Consider the following 21,486-nt stretch of genomic DNA (forward strand, 5'->3'; position numbering starts at 1 on the left):
GTTTTCTGTCACTCTCGCCTTTCAACGAAGCGCGCGACAGCCTCTCGATGGTCTTCTCCCAATGTCACGATGGCATAATGGGATGAGATCATATCCAGATGGGTCCGCAGGTCACTCCTCATCCCCGCGAGCACGGCGCGTTTTATCATGCGGACGGATTGTTGTGGGGATGCAGCAATCTTACGGGCCAACGCATCGGTCACATCCATCAAATCCGCATCATCGACGACTCGGTTGACCATGCCGATATCTTCGGCCTGTTCGGCGGACAGAAATTCAGCAGTCCAGAAAAGCTCAAGCGCCTTGGCTGTGCCAACCAACCGTGGCAAGAACCATGCCCCGCCTGCACCGGGCACGATGCCGACTTTGGTGTAGGTTTCGCCAAACGTGGCAGAGCGCGCCGCAATACGCAGGTCGCACATCAGAGCCAGATCGAGACCGGCGCCAGCGGCAGCACCGTTCATCGCGGCAATGACGGGTTTGTCCATGTCTTCCAATGCAAGAGGGATGCGTTGAACGCGATCAAACAGTTCGGCTTTGCGCTGGGCCGCTGTCTGGTCCATCCGGTCCATCATTTCGACAATATCGCCGCCCGCGCAGAACGCGTCGCCCGCGCCGGTAATCACCACGACCTTAACCTTCGGGTTTTTCTTTGAATCCTCTAACGCAGCGTGCCACGCGGCGATCATGTCAAAGGTAAAAGCATTCCGGCGCTCGGGACGGTTCAAGGTGATCCGCGCGATCCCGTCCTCATCAATGGTGAATGTTAGATCTTCTTGCATCAGCTTTTCTCCGCTGCACGGGCGGGATCAATGACCGGCCCCATTCCGATTTCGGTCAGTATCTCATTGGTATGCTGGCCAAGTTTGGGGGCGTGCCGCCTGACCGAAAACTCCGATCCGCTGAATTTGACGGGGCTGCGAATAACCTTGTAGCGGCCTTCCGTCGGATGCGTAGCGCCCTGAAACAAGTTCACGGCTTTGACGTGGGGATCCTCCACGATGTCTTCGAAGGACAAAACCGGCATACACGGGATGCTATGGGTATCGCAAAACGACACCCACTCGGCGGTGCTATGCGCACAGGCGTGATGTTCGATCATAGCATAAAGGTCGTCGATATTTTGCACGCGGGTGCTCAGCGTGCTGTACTTCGGATTGGTGGCCAATTCGGGGCAACCGACAAAATCATAGAAATCCCGCCAATTCTGATCGCTGTACGGCAGGATACAGCAATGACCATCCGAGGTGCGGAACGGTTTGCGGGTTTTACTGAGCATTCGTGAATATCCGGGTTTCCCGAGGCTCGGCTCGAACATAGATCCGGCCATATGTTCAATCATCATAAACTCGATTGAGGTTTCGAACATCGGGACTTCGATGTCTTGTCCACCCGCGCCTTTTTCACGCGCGAAGAGGGCCGCCAAGATGCCATAGGCGATTGCCTGCCCCCCCAATTTGTCGCAAAGGACAGTCGGCAGGAACGCGGGTTCACCATTTGCGCTGAGCCGCGACGAGATCGAGGCGATACCGGAACCCGCCTGTATAATATCGTCATAGGCGGCTTTGTCAGCATAAGGCCCATCCACGGAAAACCCGTATGCGCCACAATAGATAATGTCGGGGTTCAGGCTTCTGACCCGTTCGGATGCATAACCCAATCGCGCGATCGCCTTGGGCCGCAACGCATGTACAAACACATCGGCACCCTCAAGAAGCCGGTCCAACGCCGCACGCCCGTCAGCGGATTTTAAATCCAGAACGATTGATCTTTTGTTGCGGTTGAGATGCAGGAAAGCCCCTGACATATCCTCGGACCGCGCAGGAGGAAATCCGCGTACGCTGTCTCCATCAGCACTTTCAATTTTGACAACATCTGCCCCCATATCTGCAAGAATATGGGTCGCGAATGGCCCCATGATCACATTGGTCAAATCGATCACGCGCACACCGCTTAAAGGGCCCGGATTGGACGTATTGGTCATGCAACAGCTCCTTGGGTCACGGAAATAATCCTGTCCCAAAGGGCCGCGCCGCCGTCCCGACACACCTTGCGGCCGATGTATTCCTGCCAGACGGCATCGCTGCCGAATTCGTCTCGCCAAGACCACAGTCGCCGCGAAAAGAAATTGAGATCGTGTTCTTTAGTAAAGCCAATGGCGCCGTGAACCTGATGCGCGATCTCGCTTAGTTTTCCTGCGGCCTCTCCTGTACGCGATTTCGCAAGTGCGGCACAGATGGTGAAGTCAGGCCCACCCCAAGCTTCAGCGGCATTGTCCACAAGAGCACCTGCTGCGGCAAGTTCGCCTGCGGCGTCAGCAAGCATATGCTGCACCGCCTGAAATTTGGAAATTGGCCGGCCGAACTGCTCGCGATCCCGTGCGTAGGCAATCGACATCTCAAGGGCGCGTTGCATTGCGCCGCGCATTTGGGCAGCGCGCACCAAGGCACCGAGGCTGTCGAGATTTCCATCCTCGAGCCAAGGGGCCGGATCATGTGGCGCGCCATTTGCCACCAAAAGCGCATCGCGAGGCTCCCCTGCCAGATTGTTCCCGCGCTGCGATGTGATGGAAGAGGCGGGGGCCAGCAGCCACTTGCCATCCCGCGCAACAAGCACATGATCGGCGTCTGCGCCGTAGGCCACCTTAGGGTGTTTTCCGCCCGCACCGCCGGAGAGCGTCGCGGGACCGGCCAAGGGCGTATTCAACGCCCCGGAAACCACCATCGTTTCGCCAAAAGGCAAGGGTAGCCCAAAATAGCTGGCTGCGGTGATCAGTTGGAATGCGAGAACCGGATTCAATCCAATGCCGCCATTGGACTCTGACACCAGAGCAAGACAAAATCCGGACTTTTCAACAACCGCCCAGAGATCGCGAAACATGCTCTGACCATCGGCTTTTTCAAGCAGATCGCGATCAACGTGCGTCTCAAGAAGTTTTTCGAATTGCCCCTGTATGACCTCTCCGAAGTTTTCCTTCATCTCTACGTCTCCAGATAGTTTCAACGCAACCCGAGCCCGCGTGCGATCATGCTTTTGAGGATTTCACGCGTGCCGCCGCGTAGCGTGAAGGAGGGCGCGCGCAGGACCGTGTCCGCCATCGCTTCGGCGAAATCATCGTGCGCGATTTGACTTGGCTCCACCGGCACCAGCTTGCGGACGATTTCGGGAACCGAGCGTTCGAAAGCGGTGCCGAGCTCTTTAACCATCGCGGCCTGAACGGCGGGTTGCGCGCCTTGATCCAGCATTCCGGCAATCGACGCGGACATTTTGCGCAAACTTGCAAGCCTGCTGACCATTGCGCCGATTTCAATCGAAGCGCAACGATCAGGCGTGGGGCCGACTTGATCGACCAGCTCACGAAACAGCTGATAGTCGGATAGGAACCTGTCCGGCCCTGAGCGCTCGAACGCCAGTTCGCCGGTCACCAGATTCCAGCCCTCCCCCACCTCGCCCACGATCATGTCATCCGGGACGAAACAGTCATCAAAGAACACTTCATTGAATTCATGGTTGCCCGCCAGATCATGGATCGCACGCGGAGAAATCCCGTCTGACGTCATATCCACGACAAATTGCGTCAGGCCCTCGTGCCTGCTTTCGCCGCGATCCCCGGTTCTCGCGAGGACAATCAGATAGTCCACGCGGTGCGCGTTGCTCGTCCAGATTTTCTGCCCTGTGATCGCATATCCGCCATCGACTTTGACGGCTTTGGTTTTGACCGAAGCAAGATCAGAGCCGGAATTTGGCTCGCTCATACCAATGCCGAAGAAACTTGTTCCCGCTGCAAGCTGTGGCAGAATTTTGGTTTTTGCCTCATCAGACCCGTATTTAAGCAACTGGGGGCCGGACTGCCGGTCCGCAGCCCAATGGGCGCCACACGGAGCGCCTGCTGCCAGAAGCTCTTCGGTGATAGCGAAACGGGTCAATGTGGATGCCCCGCGGCCGCCGTATTGTTCGGGCCAGGTTACGCCGATAAACCCGGCGGCACCTAACCTTTGACTGAACCCTGCGTCGAAAGAGCTCCACGAGCAACGATGGGGCTCGAATCTTTTTTCGGCAATCTCGCGCTGTAAAAACTCGCGGATTTCAAGACGCTCTATCTCCGCTACTTTCGGCAGCGCGACGGACTGAAATTCGAACACTGACATCTACGATCCCCCCCGGTCGAGCTTGACGTTTGATTGAGGTAACGATGGATCGCGCGCATTGACAATGTAAATCACATATCCGATACAACAAATCATATATATGATGCGAGACATGGAATGACGCAAAGACCAGAGGACATACCATTTCAAACAGCGCCTAACGCCGGCCCCCTCGACACGCAAACCTCCGTCAAATCCGCATTGCGCACGCTGCATGTCTTTGAATTTTTCTTGCTAAACCGCCGCCATGCGACCGCGAAAGAGATCGCTACAGATCTCAATATTCCGCAGTCTTCGATGTCGATGCTGCTGCGGAGTCTGAAAGATCACGGGTATTTGGATTATAATGAAAGGGATAAGACCTACCTGCCGACACCGCGCGTCACGCTGCTTGGCGCATGGTTGGATCAAGGTCCAATCCGGGATGGCCGGCTTATTGATGCGCTGAACTGGCTGTCCGAGGAAACACGCGAAGCCGTGGTCGTCGCTACACGCATCGGGATTTATAGCCATTATATCTATGTCATTCCCGCAACCGGAAACCTGCGCTACCATATCCCAATTGGCTCTAGGCGTCTGGCGGCGACTTCGGCAACGGGTCAGATACTTCTTAGTCATTTGGATGATGAAGAAATTTCAGCGATTATCAGGCGCACGAATTCGGAGATCGCAGAGGTGCAGATTGATTTGAAAAAGACGCTGGAGACAATCCGCGCCGCAAGGGCCGCCGAGTATGCCTTTTCACGCGGCCAAGTGACTCCCGGCGCTGGCGCGATTGCTGTCACGCTTCCTCATTCAATAGAAACCGCAGGACGCCCATTGGCGGTTAGCATTGCCAGTTTGCTACCGACACTAGAGCAGCGGGAGGCAGAATTTGTAGAGAAGTTAACTATGGTAAGGGAGCAAGTTGCCGGCGCAAAAGACGTTTCATAGACCCCTTTGGCGTAGAATGCAGGATAAGCATCTACAAATCTATGGGGGCTTAGTCGGTGATACCGCAAGGCCACGATATGTGCACTAATCCATTTATTCAGCGTCGCCATCCCGACATCAAAATCACGCGCAACGTTTGCGCATAAGCTGACTGGTCAGCGCAAATCGCACCGAATCTTGGTGAAAATCGCCCGCCCGTCTCAGCCCCAGGTTCAGTCTCTTTTGTTGCCGAAAATACCATTTCGGGAGCGGAATTAAACTGCGAGGGGTCCACTACCCTTGCGCCGCGCAACAAAAACGCCGCCCCGCAGGACGGCGTTTGCAACGCATTACAAAGTCCGTAGCAAAGCTAAAAGTAACTGCGCACCAAGGAACTGGCGATCAGGCTCCAACCATCCGCGATGACGAAAAATGCCAATTTGAATGGCAAAGAAACGATCGCTGGCGGCACCATCATCATCCCCATCGACATCAACACCGCCGCCACAACCAAATCGATGATCAAAAACGGCAAGAAGACCAAGAAACCGATCTGAAATGCGCGCGAGATTTCCGACAACAAGAAGCTCGGCACCAGAACCGACAAAGGCGCATCCGGCCCTGCGACGATCTCGTCACCGCCAGGGCGCAAGGAGGCCATCGCTGAAAACGTGTCGCCGTCAAGACGCGCAGACATAAAGGTGCGGAACGGGGCGAGGGTGCGCGTAAACGCCTCTTCCACCTCGATCTGTTCATTCAATAGCGGATCGATGCCAGTTTCCCATGCGGTCGTGAATACCGGTTCCATCACGAAATAAGTCAAGAACAACGCCAGCGAAATGATCAACATATTCGGCGGCGACTGCTGCAATCCGATGGCTTGGCGCAATATCGACAACACCGTCACCAAAAACGGGAAACATGTCACCATAATCGCCAGACCCGGCGCGAGGCTGAGCACCGTGATCAACACGATCAACTGGATCGACCGCGCGCTTACCGAGCCGCCATCGCCAAGATCCAGCGAAAGTTCCTGCGCCGCTGCGGGCGCGGCGCTGAGCGCCATGAGGCAAACCGCGATCAGGGCGGCCCGCCAGAGTCCTTCTGGACTCCGTACAAAGGCTAGGGTCATTACAATCCGTTCTGCAAATCCGCAACTTCGGTCAGACGCACCGCCAATTGCCCGGCTTGATCGCCTTCCAGTTCTTCCAATTCGCCCCGCGCGATAAGCCGGTCCCCGACGAACAGTTCAACCGGGTCTTCGACGCGGCTGTCGAGCGGCAATACAGCATTGGCCCCCATCTTCAGCAAATCGCGGATCAACGGCCGCGCCTTACCCACTGAAATGGTGATCTCGATCGGCACCGAAGTGAACGGGCTAGCCAGATCGGCCCCGGCGATCTTTGGCGTTCCATTGACGTCATCCATTGACGACCTCCTTTTGATGTTCATGGAAGAATCCCGACACAGCCTGACCGATACCGGCCAGAACTTCGCCAAGGTCGATTTGTTTTTCGGTTTCGTCGAATTTCAGCAACGCCTGCGTCTCCGTCAGGGTCGCATCGGCTTTGAGCCGGACGGGAAAGGCGAATTCCTGTTTCAACAGGGCGGCGACGGCGGGTTGATTTGCCGGGGCCACCTGCACCTCGATCCCGCTGTCGCCCGACGTTTTGACCATGTCCTGCAATTGTTCGATCACTCGCATACCAATGGTTTGCTGCGCCATTTCCGGCAGAACCGCCTCGACGATCTGGCTCAGCAGCGGGTTCATCGATTTGATCACATGGGCATAGGCTTCGCGGTAGGTGAACGACAAATCCTGCAAATTACGGGCAAACTCTTCGGAGATCTGCCGGGTGGTATTGTTTTGCGCCTTAAGCGCATCTTCCCAGCCCGCTTTGTAGCCTTGCTCGAAGGAATCCAATCGTTGCTCTTCAAGGGTGGTATCGGTCATGGAAACCGTCGTCCGCACGGCGCTATTGCTGCCGAAATCCTCGAGTAAATGAGAAATAGACATCAGGCATTCTCCTCTTTGTCTTCGAGCCAGCTGCGCAGGATTTCAACAGTTTCTTCCTGTCGTTCGCCAATCATGCTGCGCAACCGTGTGACCGGATCGTCGCCGTTTATGCCCCCGCCGCCGAAATCACCCAGATCCGGCAGGTTCGCATCGTCGAAATCCGACATGGTCGCCAACGAAGGCAATTCGAAACCACCGTCATCTATCTCGCCCGTCAAACTGGGCAAATCGCCGGCGCTGCCCGCACCCTCACCGTCAGGCGCAGGCAAGGCGGCGGCGCCTTCGCTGTCGCGCGAGAGAACCGGTTTAATCACAAACAGCCCGAGAATCAGGGCGACAAGCGCCAAGACAACCATTTGAATGATCGACATGATATCGAGGTTCATATTATCGAACATCGAAGCTGTGCTTGCGGTGCCTGCGGGCGCGATCGGTTCGAACTCCATGGATTTCATCGTGATGACATCCCCGCGTTCGGGATTATATCCGACCGCCGCCGAGACCAACTCACGCAGCGCTTCAAGCTCGCCCTCTGGGCGCGGCATGAAAACTTCCGCGCCGGTATCATCAGTCCCCTTGGTTCCATTGACCAGAACCGCCAAGGTCAACCGTTTGATCGCACCAGGTTGACGGACAATCTCACGGCGGGTCTCTGACACCTCATAGTTGACGCGCTCACGGGTTTCGCTGTTTTGACTTTGTGAACTGTCGCCACCTGCGCCATCCCCTTCCGGCAAGTTCGAGGCCACGGTGACATCACCGCCGCCCTGATCCTTCGATGTATTCGAGCGCTCTTCGGTATCGGTGCTGATCGCAACGCGGCTTTCGGGATCAAACCGGTGCTCGGAGATCGATTCGCTTTCCGTCACCGTATCAACGCTGACCTCGACCACGGCGTTGCCGAAGCCAACCCGCGCCTCCAACAAACGCTGCACCCGCTCGCGCAGCATTTCTGCGCGATCCTCGCTGGCGTTTTGCGGGGCGGCGTCTTCAGCCGCTCCAATCAATGCGCCGCTGCCGTCAATCACCGAGACATCTTCGGGCGATAGCCCCGGAACCGCCGACGCGACAAGATATTTAAGCGCCCGGGCATGGCTGGCAGGCAATGGCCCGCCAGAGGCCGTCACCGACACCGATGCCGTCGGGCGCACATCGCGCTGGAACGGGTTCGATCCGGTATTCGCGATATGCACGCGCGCATTGGAAATATGGGGGCTGGAGACGATCGTGCGGGCCAATTCGCCCTCTTTCGCGCGCCAATAGGCCGCGTCGAACATTTGCGATGTGGTGCCAAACCCCGACAACCCATCCAACAATTCATATCCTTGGCTTGATTGCGTTGGCAAACCTTCGCTGGCCAATGTCATGCGCAGTTCATCGCGTTGTCCCGATTCGACGAATATCGCACCGCCACGCACGTCATAGACGACACCGCGTTGCTCCAAAGAGCGGACAACTTCGCCCGCCGGGCCGCTTTCCAGACCCGCGTAAAGCAAGGTCATGCTCGGCGCCGCAGCCATACGAGAGAGGAATAAAACCGCGGCAAACATCGCCAGCGTAGCCAGAACCACGGTCAGGCGGCGGCGCATATCGAGGGCGGACCATACATTGATGAGTTGCTGCAATTCTTTGCCTCCAAGTGTTCCGAACTTCTGCTCGGGTGCCCCATCTTTCGCTCATCAGACTTAACAATCGGTTAGTCCCTGACGGGCTATAGAAGGTTTATTGAGAAATGCAGGAAATCAGCATGGCCGAGACAGAAACAACCGAAGACGGCGGCGAAGACACGCCTAAGAAATCCTCCAAAATGCCTTTGATTATTGGGCTGGTGCTTGCCATCGCGGGCGGCGGTGGCGGATTTTATGCAGCCTCTTCCGGGATGATTCTCGGGGGCGACGCCCATGCCGAAGAAGACGCACATGACGAAGAAGAAATGCACAGCGAAGCCATGCCGAATGTGGCTTTTGTTGCGGTCGATCCGTTGCTGATTTCACTGAGCGGGCGTTCGGAGAACCAACACCTGCGCTTTCGGGCACAACTCGAAGTGCCCCTCAAGCACCAAGCCGACGTCGAGATGCTATTGCCGCGGGTTGTGGATGTGCTGAACAGCTATCTGCGCGCGCTGGAAACGGCGGATCTGACCGATCCATCGGCGCTGGTACGTCTGCGCGCGCAAATGCTGCGCCGCGTTCAAATCGTCACCGGCGAAGGCCGTGTGAACGATCTTCTGATTATGGAATTCGTCGTCAACTAGAAGGGTGACTACTTATGGAGATGATTGCAGATATTCTGCTGGTGGCCGGCGCGCTTGGCGCGGGCCTTTACTGTTATGTGCTGGCGCGCCGGTTAAGCCGGTTTAACGATCTTGAAAACGGCGTTGGCGGCGCGGTCGCGGTTCTTTCCGCACAGGTCGATGATTTGACCAAAACCCTCGCCGCCGCACAACATACCGCCGTGGCTTCGACCCGGTCTCTGGACGGTTTGACCGATCGGGCCGAGGGCGTGGCCAAACGCCTCGAACTGTTGGTCGCATCCATGCATGACCTCCCCGATCCTGCCGCCACACGCGCTGCGGCGCCTCAGTCGTTCGCTCAGCCCGAATTTGCACCCGCCGCCAGACAGCAGGCCCAACAACCGGTTCAACCCGCGCAACCCGCACCGGAGCCGATGCCCGAGCAGCCTATAGAACCCATCTTCAGACGCCATACCGCCACCGGAGGCCGATAATCATGCGCGCCGCAAAGAAATCCGCCAAGGCCGCACCTGTGGCCAACCCGAAACCCAAAGCGCGCAAGCGCCGTCGGAGGGGGCGTGGGATCTTGCTGTTGATTTCAAGCCTGCTGATCGGCTCGGCGATGGTGCGAATCGGAGGGGATGCGGGCCGGGCCTTTGCGGTCGAAAACAAACACGACACAGCAACCAACGACGCCCACGCCGCCACGCCGGCCAAAGGTTGTGCGCCGCCCCCGGACATGGCCGAAATGCTCAAGCTGTTCCAACAACGCGAAGACCGGCTGAAAACCCGCGAAGCACAGATGCAAGAACGTATGCAGGCGCTTGCGGTTGCGGATGCACAGATCGCACGCAAAATGGCCGAGCTGACCGCTGCCGAATCCGCCCTGCGCGACACCCTTGCTTTGGCCGACAGTGCCGCCGAAACAGATATCACCACACTCACGGCAGTGTATGAAAATATGAAGCCCAAGGACGCCGCCGCGCTCTTTGAGGAAATGGATCCCGATTTTGCCGCCGGTTTTCTGGCGCGAATGCGTCCCGATGCAGCGGCAGGTATCATGACCGGCCTTTCGCCAGCCGCCGCCTATACAATCAGCGTGGTTCTCGCCGGGCGCAACGCAAATGTCCCAAAAAACTAGAATCAGGTCAGTAATTTAGCCCGCGCAGAGGCTTTCTTAACGCTCGGCTGTCACAGTCGGATCAACCAAAATCGGGTGGAGCACCAGCATGTTCGGTATCATTGGCATCGTCGTCATTTTCGCGATGGTCTTCGGCGGATATATCCTTGCCGGCGGCAAGATGGGAATCATCCTCAAATCCCTGCCGTTCGAATTGATGATGATCGGCGGCGCGGCAGCCGGTGCATTTTTCATCAGCAACGACATCGCCGGCATCAAACATACGCTAAAGGATGTTGGGAAGGTCTTTAAGGGGCCAAAATGGCAGCATGACGATTACCGTGACCTTCTTTGCCTGCTTTTCGAGTTGATCCGCCTGGCCCGGCAAAACCCCGTGGCCATCGAGGAACATATCGAAGATCCTGAAAGCTCGTCGATCTTCTCGAAATACACCAAAATCATGAGCGATGGCGAGGCGGTCAACCTGATCTGTGACACCATGCGCTCGGCCTCGATGAATTATGACGACCCGCATCAGGTCGAAGAAGTGCTTGAAAAGCGGATGGAAGCAAACCTGCACCACGCGTTGCATGGCTCCCACGCCCTGCAAGTCATGGCGGATGGTCTGCCTGCTTTGGGGATTGTGGCGGCGGTTTTGGGCGTGATTAAAACCATGGCGTCAATCGACCAACCGCCTGAAGTTTTGGGTAAAATGATCGGTGGCGCGCTCGTCGGCACCTTCTTGGGGGTCTTCCTCGCCTACGGTATCGTTGGACCTTTTGCCACCAAAGTCAAAGACGTGGTCGAAGAAGACGGCCATTTCTACCAGCTCATCCGCGAGGTTCTCGTCGCCAATCTGCACAATCATGCAACCAATATTTGCATCGAAGTCGGCCGCCAGAACACGCCATCCCATTGCCGCCCGAGCTTTTCAGACCTCGAAGAGGCCCTCAAGGCGCTCAAATCGGAGGCGGCATGATCCGGGTTGCCCTCTTTATCGCGTCGCTCTTGTTTGCCGGGGCATCGCCCGCTGCCGCGCAGCGGGTTGACGTGCTTGGCGGGGAACATGCGGATTTCACCCGTCTGGTTTTCTACCTTCCAGACGCCACCGAATGGCGTCTGGAAAAAATGGGAGACAGCCGCCTATTGAGCTTTGCGCGCGAGGGGCTGAGCTTTGACACCACCAAGGCTTTTGACAAAATTCCGCGCAACCGTTTAAAGGCACTGCGCCCTATTGCGGGCGAAAGCGCGCTGCGTCTTGATCTCGCCTGTGAGTGCGCCATCGAAGGCTATTATGTCGGGCAACGCTATCTGGTGCTCGACATCTCCGGCGACGGCGCAGAGAACGAAACCGATACCACGCCAATTCCGACCGTGGCTGCGGCCGCCGCTGTGACCCCAAACACCAAGCCGCGCGAACAAAGCCGCGTCTCTTTCGGTGTCTTCCCGGTCGCCACCGACAACAGCCAAGTTCCGTTCCACCTTGGGTTCGGAATTTCCATGGGCGAGGTTGAAGAACCCGTAGTTCCGCTGCAACCCGAACCCGCCAGCACAGAAAACGCCGCCGACCGATTTGCAACCCTGCGCGACGAAGATCTTGGCCGGCTGCAGCGGGTCCAAGAGGCCCAAGACCGTTTGGTTGAACAAATCAGCCGCGCCGCAACCCAAGGCCTATTGGTGCCGCGCAAGACCACAACGCATGCCCCGCGCACTCATCGCGCGGAAAATGATGCGCCATATACGAAGACCACATCCGATGACGGACAAAACCCGCATGATGCGCTGATGTCCCCCGAAGAGGCCGCGCAGGAGGCCATGAGCCACATCAATCTCAAAGCAGAAACCAGCATCGATCGAGACCTGTTGCGGATGATCGGGGAGCTACCACAATCCCAAGACGGACAACGATGCCTTGATGGAGATGAAATTGCCGTGGGGCAATGGGGCGACCCGGATGTAAGTTTCGGCACCGCCATCGGCAAGGCGCGGGCGCAGCTATTGGGGGAATTCGACAAACCCAATCCCGATGCCGCGCGCAATCTTGTCCGTCTTTATCTTCACTACGGGTTTGGCGCCGAAGCACTCATCGCTTCAAAGATGCTCGACCCGCACGCCAAGGAAACCGACGTCTTGCGCGCTTTGGCGCAGATCATGGAACGCGGCTTTGCCCCCAACGAAGGGCTTCTCCACAGCCAGATGCAATGCGATTCACCCGTCGCTCTTTGGGCAATCTTGGCACATAAAACCCTGCCCTATGCCGCGCATCCCGATGTCGCTGCGGCGCTGCGCAATTTCTCCAGTCTTCCGCTGCACCTGCGTGCCCATATCGGACCAATGTTGAGCGAACGCTTTCTCTCTGCCGGCATGAAAGACGAGGCAGAGCAGGTCTTGCGCCTTCTGGACCGCGGCATTGATGTGCCTGACGCCAAGGCCCATATGGCCAAAGCCGATCTTGAACTTGCCAAGGGTGAAATCGAGCCGGCGGCCAAGACCCTCGACACTGTGGTCACCTCCAACACCGAGGATTCTCCCGAAGCCTTGGTCAAACTGATCGACACCAAACTGGCACGCCACGAACAAATTTCGCCTGAAATGGCCGATCTCGCGGGTGCCTATGCCTTTGAACAACGCGAGACACCCTTGGGGGATGAGTTGCTGAGGGTAAACACTTTGGCCTTGGCCGACGCAGGTAAATTTCACGAGGCCTTCAAACAGCTTCAACAATTTAAATCCGGTGCGGCTCCGGCCGCTTATCGTGCCGTTCGCTCACAAGCGGTTGGGATATTGACCGAAAAAGCTGCCGATATGATCTTTCTGGAGATCGCCATCGCGCAGCAATTCGATCATATCGAAGAGATCTCCCCCGACGTCGGCAATCGCGCCGCAGAGCGTTTGATCTCGCTCGGATTTGCGGCTCCTGCCGATCGGTTTTTGGAACCCAGCGCCGATGGCCCGGACGGAAGGGCGCGCCGCCTCTTGCGCGCCCGCGCCGCGCTTCTTGATATGCGCCCCCTGCGGGCCGAAGCTGATGTTATTGGCCTTGGCGGACCGGATGCCGAAGAAATTCGCGCCGAGGCGCGCGCCATGACCGGCGACCACGAAGCCGCCACCCGCGCCTTCCAAAGCATTGAAGACACCGAAAAAGCCAAACGCCAAGCCTGGCTCGCCGGCGCATGGGGCAACGTTCAAGACGCAGATGACGGCCCGATGGCAGAGGCCGCCGCCCTGATGGTTTCGGCGCAAACGCCCGAAGAGGATACAGCGCGCGCAGACCAAGGTGTCTTGGCACGCAACCGTGCTCTGCTCGAACAAAGCGCCGAAGCACGCGCGCTTCTTGATGGATTGTTGACCGATCTTCGCGTCGATCCGCTCAAGGCAGAATAATCCACAGAAAACGGCGCCCACCGATAGAATTACCCGCTTTTCTCGGCCCTTCGTTACCCATTGGTAAGACCCCAGACCTATCCTGATGCCAAAGCAGCAGAATGCGCATCAAGGATGGTAGAATGTCATCACTCCAGATCCGCGCCCCGTTCCATACGGCGGCGTTTTTCATCCCCCTTACAAAGGCCGCAATGGCCCGCGTTTGTGCGCGCGTAACCTTACTTTGCTTGGGGTCTGTCCTATGCATCGTGGCACCCGGCGGCGCACGTGCCTCAAACGAGATCGCCGCGATCTGCGATGCCGCTGCCAAAACCGTCAGCCGCGAATCGGGCGTCCCCATTTCGGTTCTGCAGGCCATTACACGTACGGAAACCGGCCACAAACGCGGCGGGAAAATCCGCCCATGGCCCTGGACGGTCAATATGGAGGGTGCAGGGAAATGGTTCGACAATGAGGACGAAGCTCGCGCCTATGTGTTCAAACACTTCAAACGCGGCGCGCGCAGCTTTGACGTCGGTTGTTTTCAGATCAATTACAAATGGCATCACAAGAATTTCAGCTCCATCGAAGAGATGTTCGAGCCGATCGCCAATGCCCGTTATGCGGCAAAATTCCTGACCGAACTGTATCAAGAGACCGGCAGCTGGACCAATGCTGCGGGTGCCTATCACTCCCGCACCCCGAAATACGCCAACAAATACAAAGCGCGCTTCGAACGGTTCCGCTCGGCGATGACCAACACCCCGCCGAACGTGGGTGAATTGCAGCCCCGCGACACCCGCGCCGACCCTGCTCCTGTCGCCATCGCGGATGCTTCGCCCGTGCGGCGACAAAAAACCCGCGCACCTAATAATTTCCCGCTGCTGCAATCGGGCGCAACCGGAGGGCTTGGCTCTCTCGTGCCCATCTCGCGCGGCGGAGCGAGCCTTTTCGCACAATCCACACCCGAAGGATAAATCATGCCAGCTTTGACTCTGCGGACGATTTTCCAACCGACGATCCTGCTTGCCTTGGCGTTGATGGCAATCATCGTAATGATGATTCTGCCGATGCCGGCCTTTGTGCTCGATATCGGACTGGCCGCCTCTTTCGCATTGGCGATCCTTATCTTCACCGTGACCCTGTTCATTGAACGCCCCCTCGACTTCTCAGCCTTTCCGACGATCCTTCTGGCCTCGCTGATGCTGCGACTGTCGCTCAATGTTTCCTCGACCAAGTTGATCATCGGTCAAGGTCACACCGGCACCGGCGCAGCGGGGGATGTGATCGAAGGTTTTGCCAATTTCGTCATGTCCGGCAGCGTCTTCTTGGGCCTTGTGGTTTTTGGGGTGCTGCTCATCGTGAACTTTATGGTGATCACCAAAGGCGCGGCGCGGATGGCCGAGGTCGGTGCGCGTTTCGCGCTTGACGGCATGCCCGGCAAACAGCTCGCCATCGACGCCGACATGTCCGCCGGCGCCATCGACCACGCCGAAGCCAAGGCCCGCCGTGAATTGGAACAGATGGAGACGACCTTTTTCGGGTCGCTCGATGGTGCATCGAAATTCGTCAAAGGCGATGCGGTGGCGGGCCTGTTGATCACCATGCTCAACCTTGTGATGGGGTTGATCATGGGTGTTGTCGTCCACGGCATGGCCATTGGCGATGCCTTTGAAACCTATACGATTTTGACTGTTGGGGATGGGCTTGTAACGCAAATTCCGGCGGTGATCATCTCCATCGCTTCGGCGCTTTTGCTGGCGCGTGGCGGCGACAAGGGCGCGACCGATCTGGCGCTGTTTGACCAGCTTGGAAAATATCCAGCCGCACTGGCCACGGTGGCTGTTCTGATGGCGTTGTTCGCGCTTGTCCCCGGCCTGCCTTTCGTGCCCTTCATGGCCGGCGCCGGCGTGTTGGGGGCTGCGGCTTTCTATATGTTCAAGAACCAGAAAACCGAAGCCGAGGCAGAACTCCAGCCCGAGGATTCGCCTGCCATGCCGGTAGACCGTCCGTTGGGCGATGTATTGAACCTTGATGACATCCACGTCGAATTCGCGCCGGATCTGGTCAATATGGTGCTTGACCCCGGCACCGGATTGGACGCGCGTATTGCCAATATGCGGACCCATGTGGCCACCTTCTTTGGTTTGATCCTGCCGGAAATCCGGCTCACCGATGATCCCGGATTACCCCCCGGCCACTACGTCATTCGCATTCAGGGTGTCGCGCAGGTGCGCGCGCGCCTGTCCCCCGATCAAGTACTTGCGTTGATCCCCGATGGCGGCGCCGGCCTGCCGCAGGGTGAGGATGTGCAAGAACCGGTCTATGGCGCCCCGGCCCGCTGGCTCAACCCCAAAGACCAAGAGGCCGCCGCCTTGTCCGGCGTCACCATCGTCACCCCGACCGAGGTTCTGGCCACACATCTTTTGGAAATCATCAAAAAGAACTTCCCCCGCCTGATGACGTTGAAATCCCTGCGCCGCTTGCTCGATGAAATGGTCAATCTGTCAGACCCGCATCGCGCCGAGGCAAACCGCAAAATGCTCGACGAGCTGATCCCCGAAAAGGTCCCGCTTGACCTCTTGCATCAGGTCATTCGCCTGTTGCTTGAAGAGCAGGTTTCCATCCGCAACCTGCCTTTGATCCTCGAAGCCACGGCAGAAGCACGCACCATCCACCATCAACCCGAAGCGATTTGCGAACATGTGCGCCAAAGGCTCGGCTTCCAATTGGTTGCGCAGATGCGCCGTGACGACGGCACAATTCCGTTGATCCAACTGGCGCCCGAATGGGAGGACACCTTCAGCACCTATCAAATCGACAGCGAACGCGGCGGGCTCGACGTGGCGCTGCCGCCCGATATGTTCAACCGTCTGGCCAATTCGGTCTCGGACCGGATCAATGAGGCCGGCGATCGCGGAATTTTTCCCGCAATTGTCACCTCGACCCGTCGCCGCCGGTTTCTGCGCACGGTGATGAGCGCCAAAAACATCTCCAATCCCGTGCTCTCTTTCGAGGAAATCGGGCTTGAGGCGCGCCCCGCTTTGGTCGGAGTGGTGTCAGCCTGATGGAAAATGCCGCCGCCCTGTTTGGATGGACAGAAGCCCTTCTCTGGCAGGGGTTTTTGGTGTTTCTGCGGGTGGGCCCGATGGTATCCTTATTGCCGGGATTTGGCGAACAATCCGTCTCGGTGCGGGTCAAATTGGGATTGGCGCTCGCGTTCACCTTGGTGTTGTCCCCGATTGTCGGCACGATTGACCCACAAGGCACCTATACCTTGCCGGCGCTCGTCCGCTATGCCGCGACAGAAACCACAAACGGACTGTTGCTCGGCATTGGGGTGCGGCTTTTCGTGCTGGCCCTGCAAACCGCCGGATCGATGGCCGCGCAGGCCACATCTTTGGCGCAGATTTTTGGCGGTGCAGGGGCCGAACCCCTGCCTGCGATTGGTCATGTCTTAATGGTGTCCGGCCTCGCTTTGGCGATGATGATGGGTCTGCATGTGCGAGTTGTTCAACTCTTGGTGCTGTCCTATGACATGCTTCCCGCAGGTCAATTTCCGGTGCCCTCGGTGGTCAGCCAATGGGGCATTTCACAAGTCAGCCGCGCGTTCTCCTTGGCCTTTACTTTGGCCGCGCCTTTCATCATCATTTCGGTACTCTATAACCTGACCCTCGGGGTCATCAACCGGGCCATGCCGCAACTCATGGTCGCCTTTGTCGGCGCGCCGGTGATCACCGGCGGAGCAATGGCCCTGCTTCTGATTATCTCACCGGTGATTTTACAAGTCTGGGTCGAGGCGCTGAACCTCTTCATGGCCAATCCGTTCACAGGTGCGCCATGAGTGGACAGGACGACGATACCGAAAAGTCACACGAACCCACGCCCAAAAAGCTGGATGAGGCGCGCAAAAAGGGCGACATCGCCCGTTCTCAAGATCTGACCACTGCTGCCGCCTATGGCGGGCTTTTGCTTGCCGTGGTCGCGGCGGGGCCCTCGATCATCGAAGGTATTGGCAATGCGTTGATGATGCTGGTCAGCCAATCACACGATCTGGCGCCACTGATGTTCGACGGATCGGCGCAGCCGGTATTTGCCGGTGTGCTCGGTGCCGTAGGTATCGCGGTCCTTCCGCTGTTTGCCCTACCCGCCGTCGCCGCGCTCCTGACACTTTTCGCCCAACGCGGATTTGCCTTTGCCCCCTCGAAACTGAACATGAAGCTCAGCCGAATTTCGATCCTGTCCAACGCCAAGAACAAATTCGGGCGCGGCGGATTATTTGAATTTGGCAAAAGTTTCGTCAAACTGACGATCTATTCGACGGTCTTGGGCCTGTTTTTGCGGGCGCGTATCGAAGAAATGGCGGGCACCGTGCAAACCAGCCCCGGAATCGCCACGATGATGCTGGCCGATTTATTCAGCCGGTTCTTTGTTGTCGTCCTGCTCATCGCCATCGTCATCGGCGTGGTTGATTTTCTGTGGCAAAAGATGGAGCACAATCGCAAAAACATGATGTCCAACAAGGAAATCCGCGACGAACACAAAGAAAGCGAAGGCGACCCGCATATGAAAAACCAGCGCCGCCAGCGCGGGTATGAAATCGCCATGGGCCAGATGATGCAAGACGTCCCCACCGCCGATGTGATCATTGTCAACCCGACGCATTATGCCGTGGCGCTCAAATGGAGCCGTATGCCCGGTGCCGCGCCGGTTTGCGTCGCCAAAGGCGTCGACGAAATCGCCGCAAAAATCCGCGAGATTGCCAATGAGAATGCGGTGCCGATCCGATCCGATCCGCCAACCGCGCGGGCGCTTTATGCGACAACCGATATCGGACAGGAGATCGCTTCGGAACACTTCCGCGCTGTCGCGGCAGCCATCCGATTCGCCGAAGCCATGCGTAAACGCGCGCGTTGGGGGCGGGGATGAGTCAGCAATTCAAGGAACTGGTGCAGGTCACCGATGCGCTTTATCAAGTCGAGTTGGCCAAAGTACAAAAGATCGCGGCCGAAGAGGCGCGGCTGCGTCAAGCTTTGGCGGATTTGGATTCACAGGCGCGCGATGCGATGAACGCCGCCCAAGACGATATGATGGCAGTGCGCGCGCTTGGCGCCGACCTTCTCTGGCGGCAGTGGGTCGGTCGGGCCCGCGCCGCGCTGCAAATGCAGCTGGCGCAGGTTCTCGTACGCAAGAACGAAGCCATGGTCAAATTACGCCGCGCCTTCGGTAAAACCACAGTGGCTCAAGACCTGTTGGAGCAAGAGTTACATAAAGTGGCCAAGGAACGCGAGGCCAAGCGTATCGTCACGGATCTCGAGCAACTCGCCCAATGACCGCAATTCACCTGGCCCCGCAGATCGCCGCGCGATGGCCCAACCGCGCGGACAAATTTGTGCTATGGATCAGGACAACACCGTTCCGTTGCGCATACGCCGCCATGTGCTGCCCCTGCTGTAATAGGGTTCTGCCCCCTCAGGCGCATCCGTGACAAAAATGACTGCACCCTGGCCTTGGGTCGTAGCTGACGGAAGGGTCGCCATCGTGTATATTGGCAAGTTGAACCGGCTGGTTGCATTTATCGACTCTGCAAAAACATCTACTCCAAATGTCGCAGACCCGACCGTGCCGTCAAAGCGCAGCACATCGGTCCAGCTGGTGCCATCTGAGCTGACCTTGAACGCCAAATCATCATCACCCATCAAGCCAATCTCGGCGCGGCCTGACCAATTGGTTTGAAACAACAGGCTGCCGGTATCGCCACTGGCATTTTTGTTCATCTTCATCTGATGACCCGCCCCTTCATGCGTGAAGAGACTCGCCTCAGCGGACACAGCAAGGCGATTGCTGCTATCGGCCGAGGTGTTAATTCCAACCTCGGGCAGGTTTTGCAACTGCGTCCCGGCGTCCTGCCACAGGGTGCCATCAAAGCGCAGCGTCATACCCGAAGACAGAACCTCGGCACGCCAGCCTTCTTTTGGCGCGTAGAACATCCAAAGGTCGCTATCATAAACAGCAATGGTATGGTCATAAGTGGCCCAAAGCCCTCCGGCACCCGGGGCGACAATATAGCAATCACCTTCATTCGGTACGGCGGGCGGCGCGGTAAGCGCATTGTCGAGCGCGACGAGTTGAACGATGGCATCCAGCTTGCGCAAGGCTTCGTTATGAGTGACGTGTTTTTGCGCTTGGGAAGGCGCAATGTATGGAAGAGATAGGATGGGTGATTGATCGGGCATCAAGAAATCCTCTGTCAAAGTCAGGCCACGCAGCGGGCGATAGGACAGAGTTATCCTCGCAATTGATGTGCAACCGGTATCCTTGCCGTACGGTGGTGTTGCACCGCGCACTCGTCATGCGAATGCCGCAGCGCTCGGCCACGGCATTTACATCGAAGTCAGGCAGAGTCTTAAACGTCCTGGCGCGCGATCTCGGTAATCAGAACATCGGAAATTGTATCCCCGATGGCCTTGCGCGCCGCCTCGTTCAAAGCATTGCGCAGCACATCCATATTGTTGGCATTCGTAAAAGCTCCGCGGAATCCGCCCATATTGGCATGGTCGAACAACACTTGCAGAAACGAATCACGCAACTTCGGCTCACGGGCATAGACCAACTCTTTTTGCCCTGGCCCGACCTCAACGCTGAGCGATAACACTACCAGAGCTTCGACCTTGCTTTCAGTCACAACCGGCACAACGAATTGATTATTGAGCTTCACATATTCGCGCAGTTCACCCTCGGGACCTGTGGATCCTTCGTCACCATGATCCGCGCCGTAGTCATCGCCGTGAGCCGCAGACTTGGCGATGTCTGAGCCATCCCCGCAGGGCTGGATCTCGACCACCTCGGCGGGCGGCGGACGCAGCATGACCCCCGCGCCAATTCCGCCTCCAATCCCGATCAATGCCAGCAATATAGGTAAGAGTTTTTTCATTAAATCAATTCCTTAGAACGGCAGTATCGTGTCGAGAACCTGTTGGCCGATCCGCGGTTGTTGCACATCGGTGATCTGTCCACGCCCGCCATATGACACCCGCGCTGAAGCGATTTTGTCATACGTGATCTCGTTCTGACGCGAGATATCGGCAGGGCGCACATAGCCAGTGACCAACAATTCGCGGATTTCGAAGTTCACCCGCACCTCTTGGCTGCCGGAAATTTCCAGAACCCCATTGGGCAACACATTCAAAATCGTCGCCGCGACCCGCAATGTCAGCTTCTCGTTCCGTTTTACCGACCCATCACCGGAGGAATTCGACGAGGAATTCAAACCCACAGCATTGGCCATCGACGCACCTTCGGGCAGGCTCTCGTCAATACGCTGTGGTATGCCAAACAGGTTCGGCACGCCCATGGACTCCGACCCTCCGCGCGAGCGGGCCGTCGAATTGGAAATCTCGGCCTTGTCATTGATCTCGACCACCACGGTCAGGATATCACCGCGCTGCATCGCGCGCCGGTCTCCGAGCAAAGATTGCCGACCACCATCCCATAAGGACGCGCCATCAATCATCCGGCGGCGTTCCACCGTTTGCGGCAGGCCCGCATTCACCATCGCACTCCGCTCAGCCGACGTATCGGTCGGGGTAAAGCTTGGGGCTTTGCCCAAATGGTCAATCCGGTCCGCGCAGCCCGCGCCCGCCGCCAAGAGCACGCAGCCCGCGATCATTTTCAAAGGATTCATTCTTAACTC

Annotated in this window: 22 protein-coding genes; 11 read left to right on the plus strand and 11 right to left on the minus strand. The window is 57.5% G+C overall.

All coding sequences use genetic code 11. The annotated features are described in order from the left end of the window. Positions 1 to 8 precede the first annotated feature (8 nt). Genes DI396_RS10275 through DI396_RS10290 form a run of 4 tightly spaced genes read right to left on the minus strand, consistent with a single transcriptional unit; the run spans position 9 to position 4,148 of the window. Positions 9 to 782, minus strand: a complete 774-nt coding sequence (locus tag DI396_RS10275; protein WP_204362835.1) for an enoyl-CoA hydratase/isomerase family protein — start codon at positions 780 to 782, stop codon at positions 9 to 11. After that, on the minus strand, positions 782 to 1,984 hold the full coding sequence (locus DI396_RS10280) for a CaiB/BaiF CoA transferase family protein (protein ID WP_110796135.1): 1,203 nt from the start codon (positions 1,982 to 1,984) through the stop codon (positions 782 to 784). Before DI396_RS10280 ends, DI396_RS10275 begins: the two co-directional genes overlap by 1 nt. Continuing rightward, a complete protein-coding gene (locus tag DI396_RS10285; protein WP_110796136.1) occupies positions 1,981 to 2,979 on the minus strand; it encodes an acyl-CoA dehydrogenase family protein in 999 nt (332 codons plus the stop codon). The genes DI396_RS10280 and DI396_RS10285 overlap by 4 nt, the downstream gene beginning before the upstream one ends. 20 nt (positions 2,980 to 2,999) lie before the next feature. Beyond that, complete coding sequence (locus tag DI396_RS10290) at positions 3,000 to 4,148, minus strand: acyl-CoA dehydrogenase family protein (protein WP_110796137.1); 1,149 nt, start codon at positions 4,146 to 4,148, stop codon at positions 3,000 to 3,002. A 117-nt stretch (positions 4,149 to 4,265) separates the two neighbouring features. Here DI396_RS10290 and DI396_RS10295 point away from each other — a divergent pair, with 117 nt between their 5' ends. Then, positions 4,266 to 5,081 carry an IclR family transcriptional regulator gene (locus tag DI396_RS10295; RefSeq protein WP_110796138.1) on the plus strand — a complete coding sequence of 272 codons (816 nt, stop codon included), beginning with the start codon at positions 4,266 to 4,268 and terminating at the stop codon, positions 5,079 to 5,081. Positions 5,082 to 5,430: 349 nt separating this feature from the next. Here the strand turns inward: DI396_RS10295 and fliP are convergent, their stop codons facing one another. From fliP to fliF, 4 genes are all read right to left on the minus strand, one after another. Beyond that, positions 5,431 to 6,126, minus strand: coding sequence for a flagellar type III secretion system pore protein FliP (gene fliP, locus DI396_RS10300; protein WP_110796276.1), 696 nt, complete (start codon positions 6,124 to 6,126; stop codon positions 5,431 to 5,433). A 65-nt stretch (positions 6,127 to 6,191) separates the two neighbouring features. Further along, positions 6,192 to 6,488, minus strand: coding sequence for a FliM/FliN family flagellar motor switch protein (locus DI396_RS10305; protein ID WP_110796139.1), 297 nt, complete (start codon positions 6,486 to 6,488; stop codon positions 6,192 to 6,194). Beyond that, positions 6,481 to 7,077, minus strand: a complete 597-nt coding sequence (locus tag DI396_RS10310; RefSeq protein ID WP_162617208.1) for a FliH/SctL family protein — start codon at positions 7,075 to 7,077, stop codon at positions 6,481 to 6,483. The genes DI396_RS10305 and DI396_RS10310 overlap by 8 nt, the downstream gene beginning before the upstream one ends. After that, the gene (fliF, locus tag DI396_RS10315) at positions 7,077 to 8,702 is read right to left on the minus strand and encodes a flagellar basal-body MS-ring/collar protein FliF (RefSeq protein ID WP_110796141.1); all 1,626 of its coding nucleotides are present in this window, start codon (positions 8,700 to 8,702) and stop codon (positions 7,077 to 7,079) included. The genes DI396_RS10310 and fliF overlap by 1 nt, the downstream gene beginning before the upstream one ends. Positions 8,703 to 8,824: 122 nt before the next feature. On the opposite strand from fliF, the gene DI396_RS10320 reads away from it, so the two are divergent. From DI396_RS10320 to DI396_RS10365, 10 genes are all read left to right on the plus strand, one after another. Beyond that, positions 8,825 to 9,331 (plus strand): flagellar basal body-associated FliL family protein, encoded by a 507-nt coding sequence (locus tag DI396_RS10320; RefSeq protein WP_110796277.1) that lies wholly within the window; start codon positions 8,825 to 8,827, stop codon positions 9,329 to 9,331. Between the two features lie 14 nt (positions 9,332 to 9,345). After that, entirely contained in the window at positions 9,346 to 9,804 is a 459-nt protein-coding gene (locus tag DI396_RS10325) for a hypothetical protein (RefSeq protein WP_110796142.1), read from the plus strand. 2 nt (positions 9,805 to 9,806) lie between these two features. Further along, positions 9,807 to 10,451 (plus strand): MotE family protein, encoded by a 645-nt coding sequence (locus DI396_RS10330; protein ID WP_162617209.1) that lies wholly within the window; start codon positions 9,807 to 9,809, stop codon positions 10,449 to 10,451. Positions 10,452 to 10,539: 88 nt separating this feature from the next. Continuing rightward, on the plus strand, positions 10,540 to 11,409 hold the full coding sequence (gene motA / locus DI396_RS10335; RefSeq protein ID WP_110796143.1) for a flagellar motor stator protein MotA: 870 nt from the start codon (positions 10,540 to 10,542) through the stop codon (positions 11,407 to 11,409). Further along, on the plus strand, positions 11,406 to 13,814 hold the full coding sequence (locus DI396_RS10340; RefSeq protein ID WP_110796144.1) for a hypothetical protein: 2,409 nt from the start codon (positions 11,406 to 11,408) through the stop codon (positions 13,812 to 13,814). Before motA ends, DI396_RS10340 begins: the two co-directional genes overlap by 4 nt. Positions 13,815 to 13,936: 122 nt before the next feature. Then, a complete protein-coding gene (locus DI396_RS10345) occupies positions 13,937 to 14,770 on the plus strand; it encodes a transglycosylase SLT domain-containing protein (protein ID WP_235851826.1) in 834 nt (277 codons plus the stop codon). A 3-nt stretch (positions 14,771 to 14,773) separates the two neighbouring features. Then, positions 14,774 to 16,861 carry a flagellar biosynthesis protein FlhA gene (gene flhA / locus DI396_RS10350; RefSeq protein WP_110796146.1) on the plus strand — a complete coding sequence of 696 codons (2,088 nt, stop codon included), beginning with the start codon at positions 14,774 to 14,776 and terminating at the stop codon, positions 16,859 to 16,861. Beyond that, positions 16,861 to 17,637: a flagellar biosynthetic protein FliR gene (locus DI396_RS10355; protein ID WP_110796147.1), complete on the plus strand. Its 777-nt coding sequence runs from the start codon at positions 16,861 to 16,863 to the stop codon at positions 17,635 to 17,637. The genes flhA and DI396_RS10355 overlap by 1 nt, the downstream gene beginning before the upstream one ends. Beyond that, a complete protein-coding gene (locus DI396_RS10360; protein ID WP_110796148.1) occupies positions 17,634 to 18,722 on the plus strand; it encodes an EscU/YscU/HrcU family type III secretion system export apparatus switch protein in 1,089 nt (362 codons plus the stop codon). The genes DI396_RS10355 and DI396_RS10360 overlap by 4 nt, the downstream gene beginning before the upstream one ends. Beyond that, positions 18,719 to 19,126 (plus strand): hypothetical protein, encoded by a 408-nt coding sequence (locus DI396_RS10365; protein WP_110796149.1) that lies wholly within the window; start codon positions 18,719 to 18,721, stop codon positions 19,124 to 19,126. The genes DI396_RS10360 and DI396_RS10365 overlap by 4 nt, the downstream gene beginning before the upstream one ends. A 69-nt stretch (positions 19,127 to 19,195) precedes the next feature. Here the strand turns inward: DI396_RS10365 and DI396_RS10370 are convergent, their stop codons facing one another. From DI396_RS10370 to flgH, 3 genes are all read right to left on the minus strand, one after another. Continuing rightward, positions 19,196 to 20,029, minus strand: a complete 834-nt coding sequence (locus tag DI396_RS10370) for a DUF2793 domain-containing protein (protein WP_110796150.1) — start codon at positions 20,027 to 20,029, stop codon at positions 19,196 to 19,198. Between the two features lie 170 nt (positions 20,030 to 20,199). After that, the gene (locus DI396_RS10375; RefSeq protein ID WP_110796151.1) at positions 20,200 to 20,727 is read right to left on the minus strand and encodes a flagellar basal body-associated FliL family protein; all 528 of its coding nucleotides are present in this window, start codon (positions 20,725 to 20,727) and stop codon (positions 20,200 to 20,202) included. Positions 20,728 to 20,739: 12 nt separating this feature from the next. Further along, a complete protein-coding gene (gene flgH, locus DI396_RS10380; RefSeq protein ID WP_204362836.1) occupies positions 20,740 to 21,477 on the minus strand; it encodes a flagellar basal body L-ring protein FlgH in 738 nt (245 codons plus the stop codon). Positions 21,478 to 21,486 lie beyond the last annotated feature (9 nt).

Source organism: Litorivita pollutaquae (assembly GCF_003205515.1).
In the GTDB taxonomy this organism is placed as follows: domain Bacteria; phylum Pseudomonadota; class Alphaproteobacteria; order Rhodobacterales; family Rhodobacteraceae; genus Litorivita; species Litorivita pollutaquae.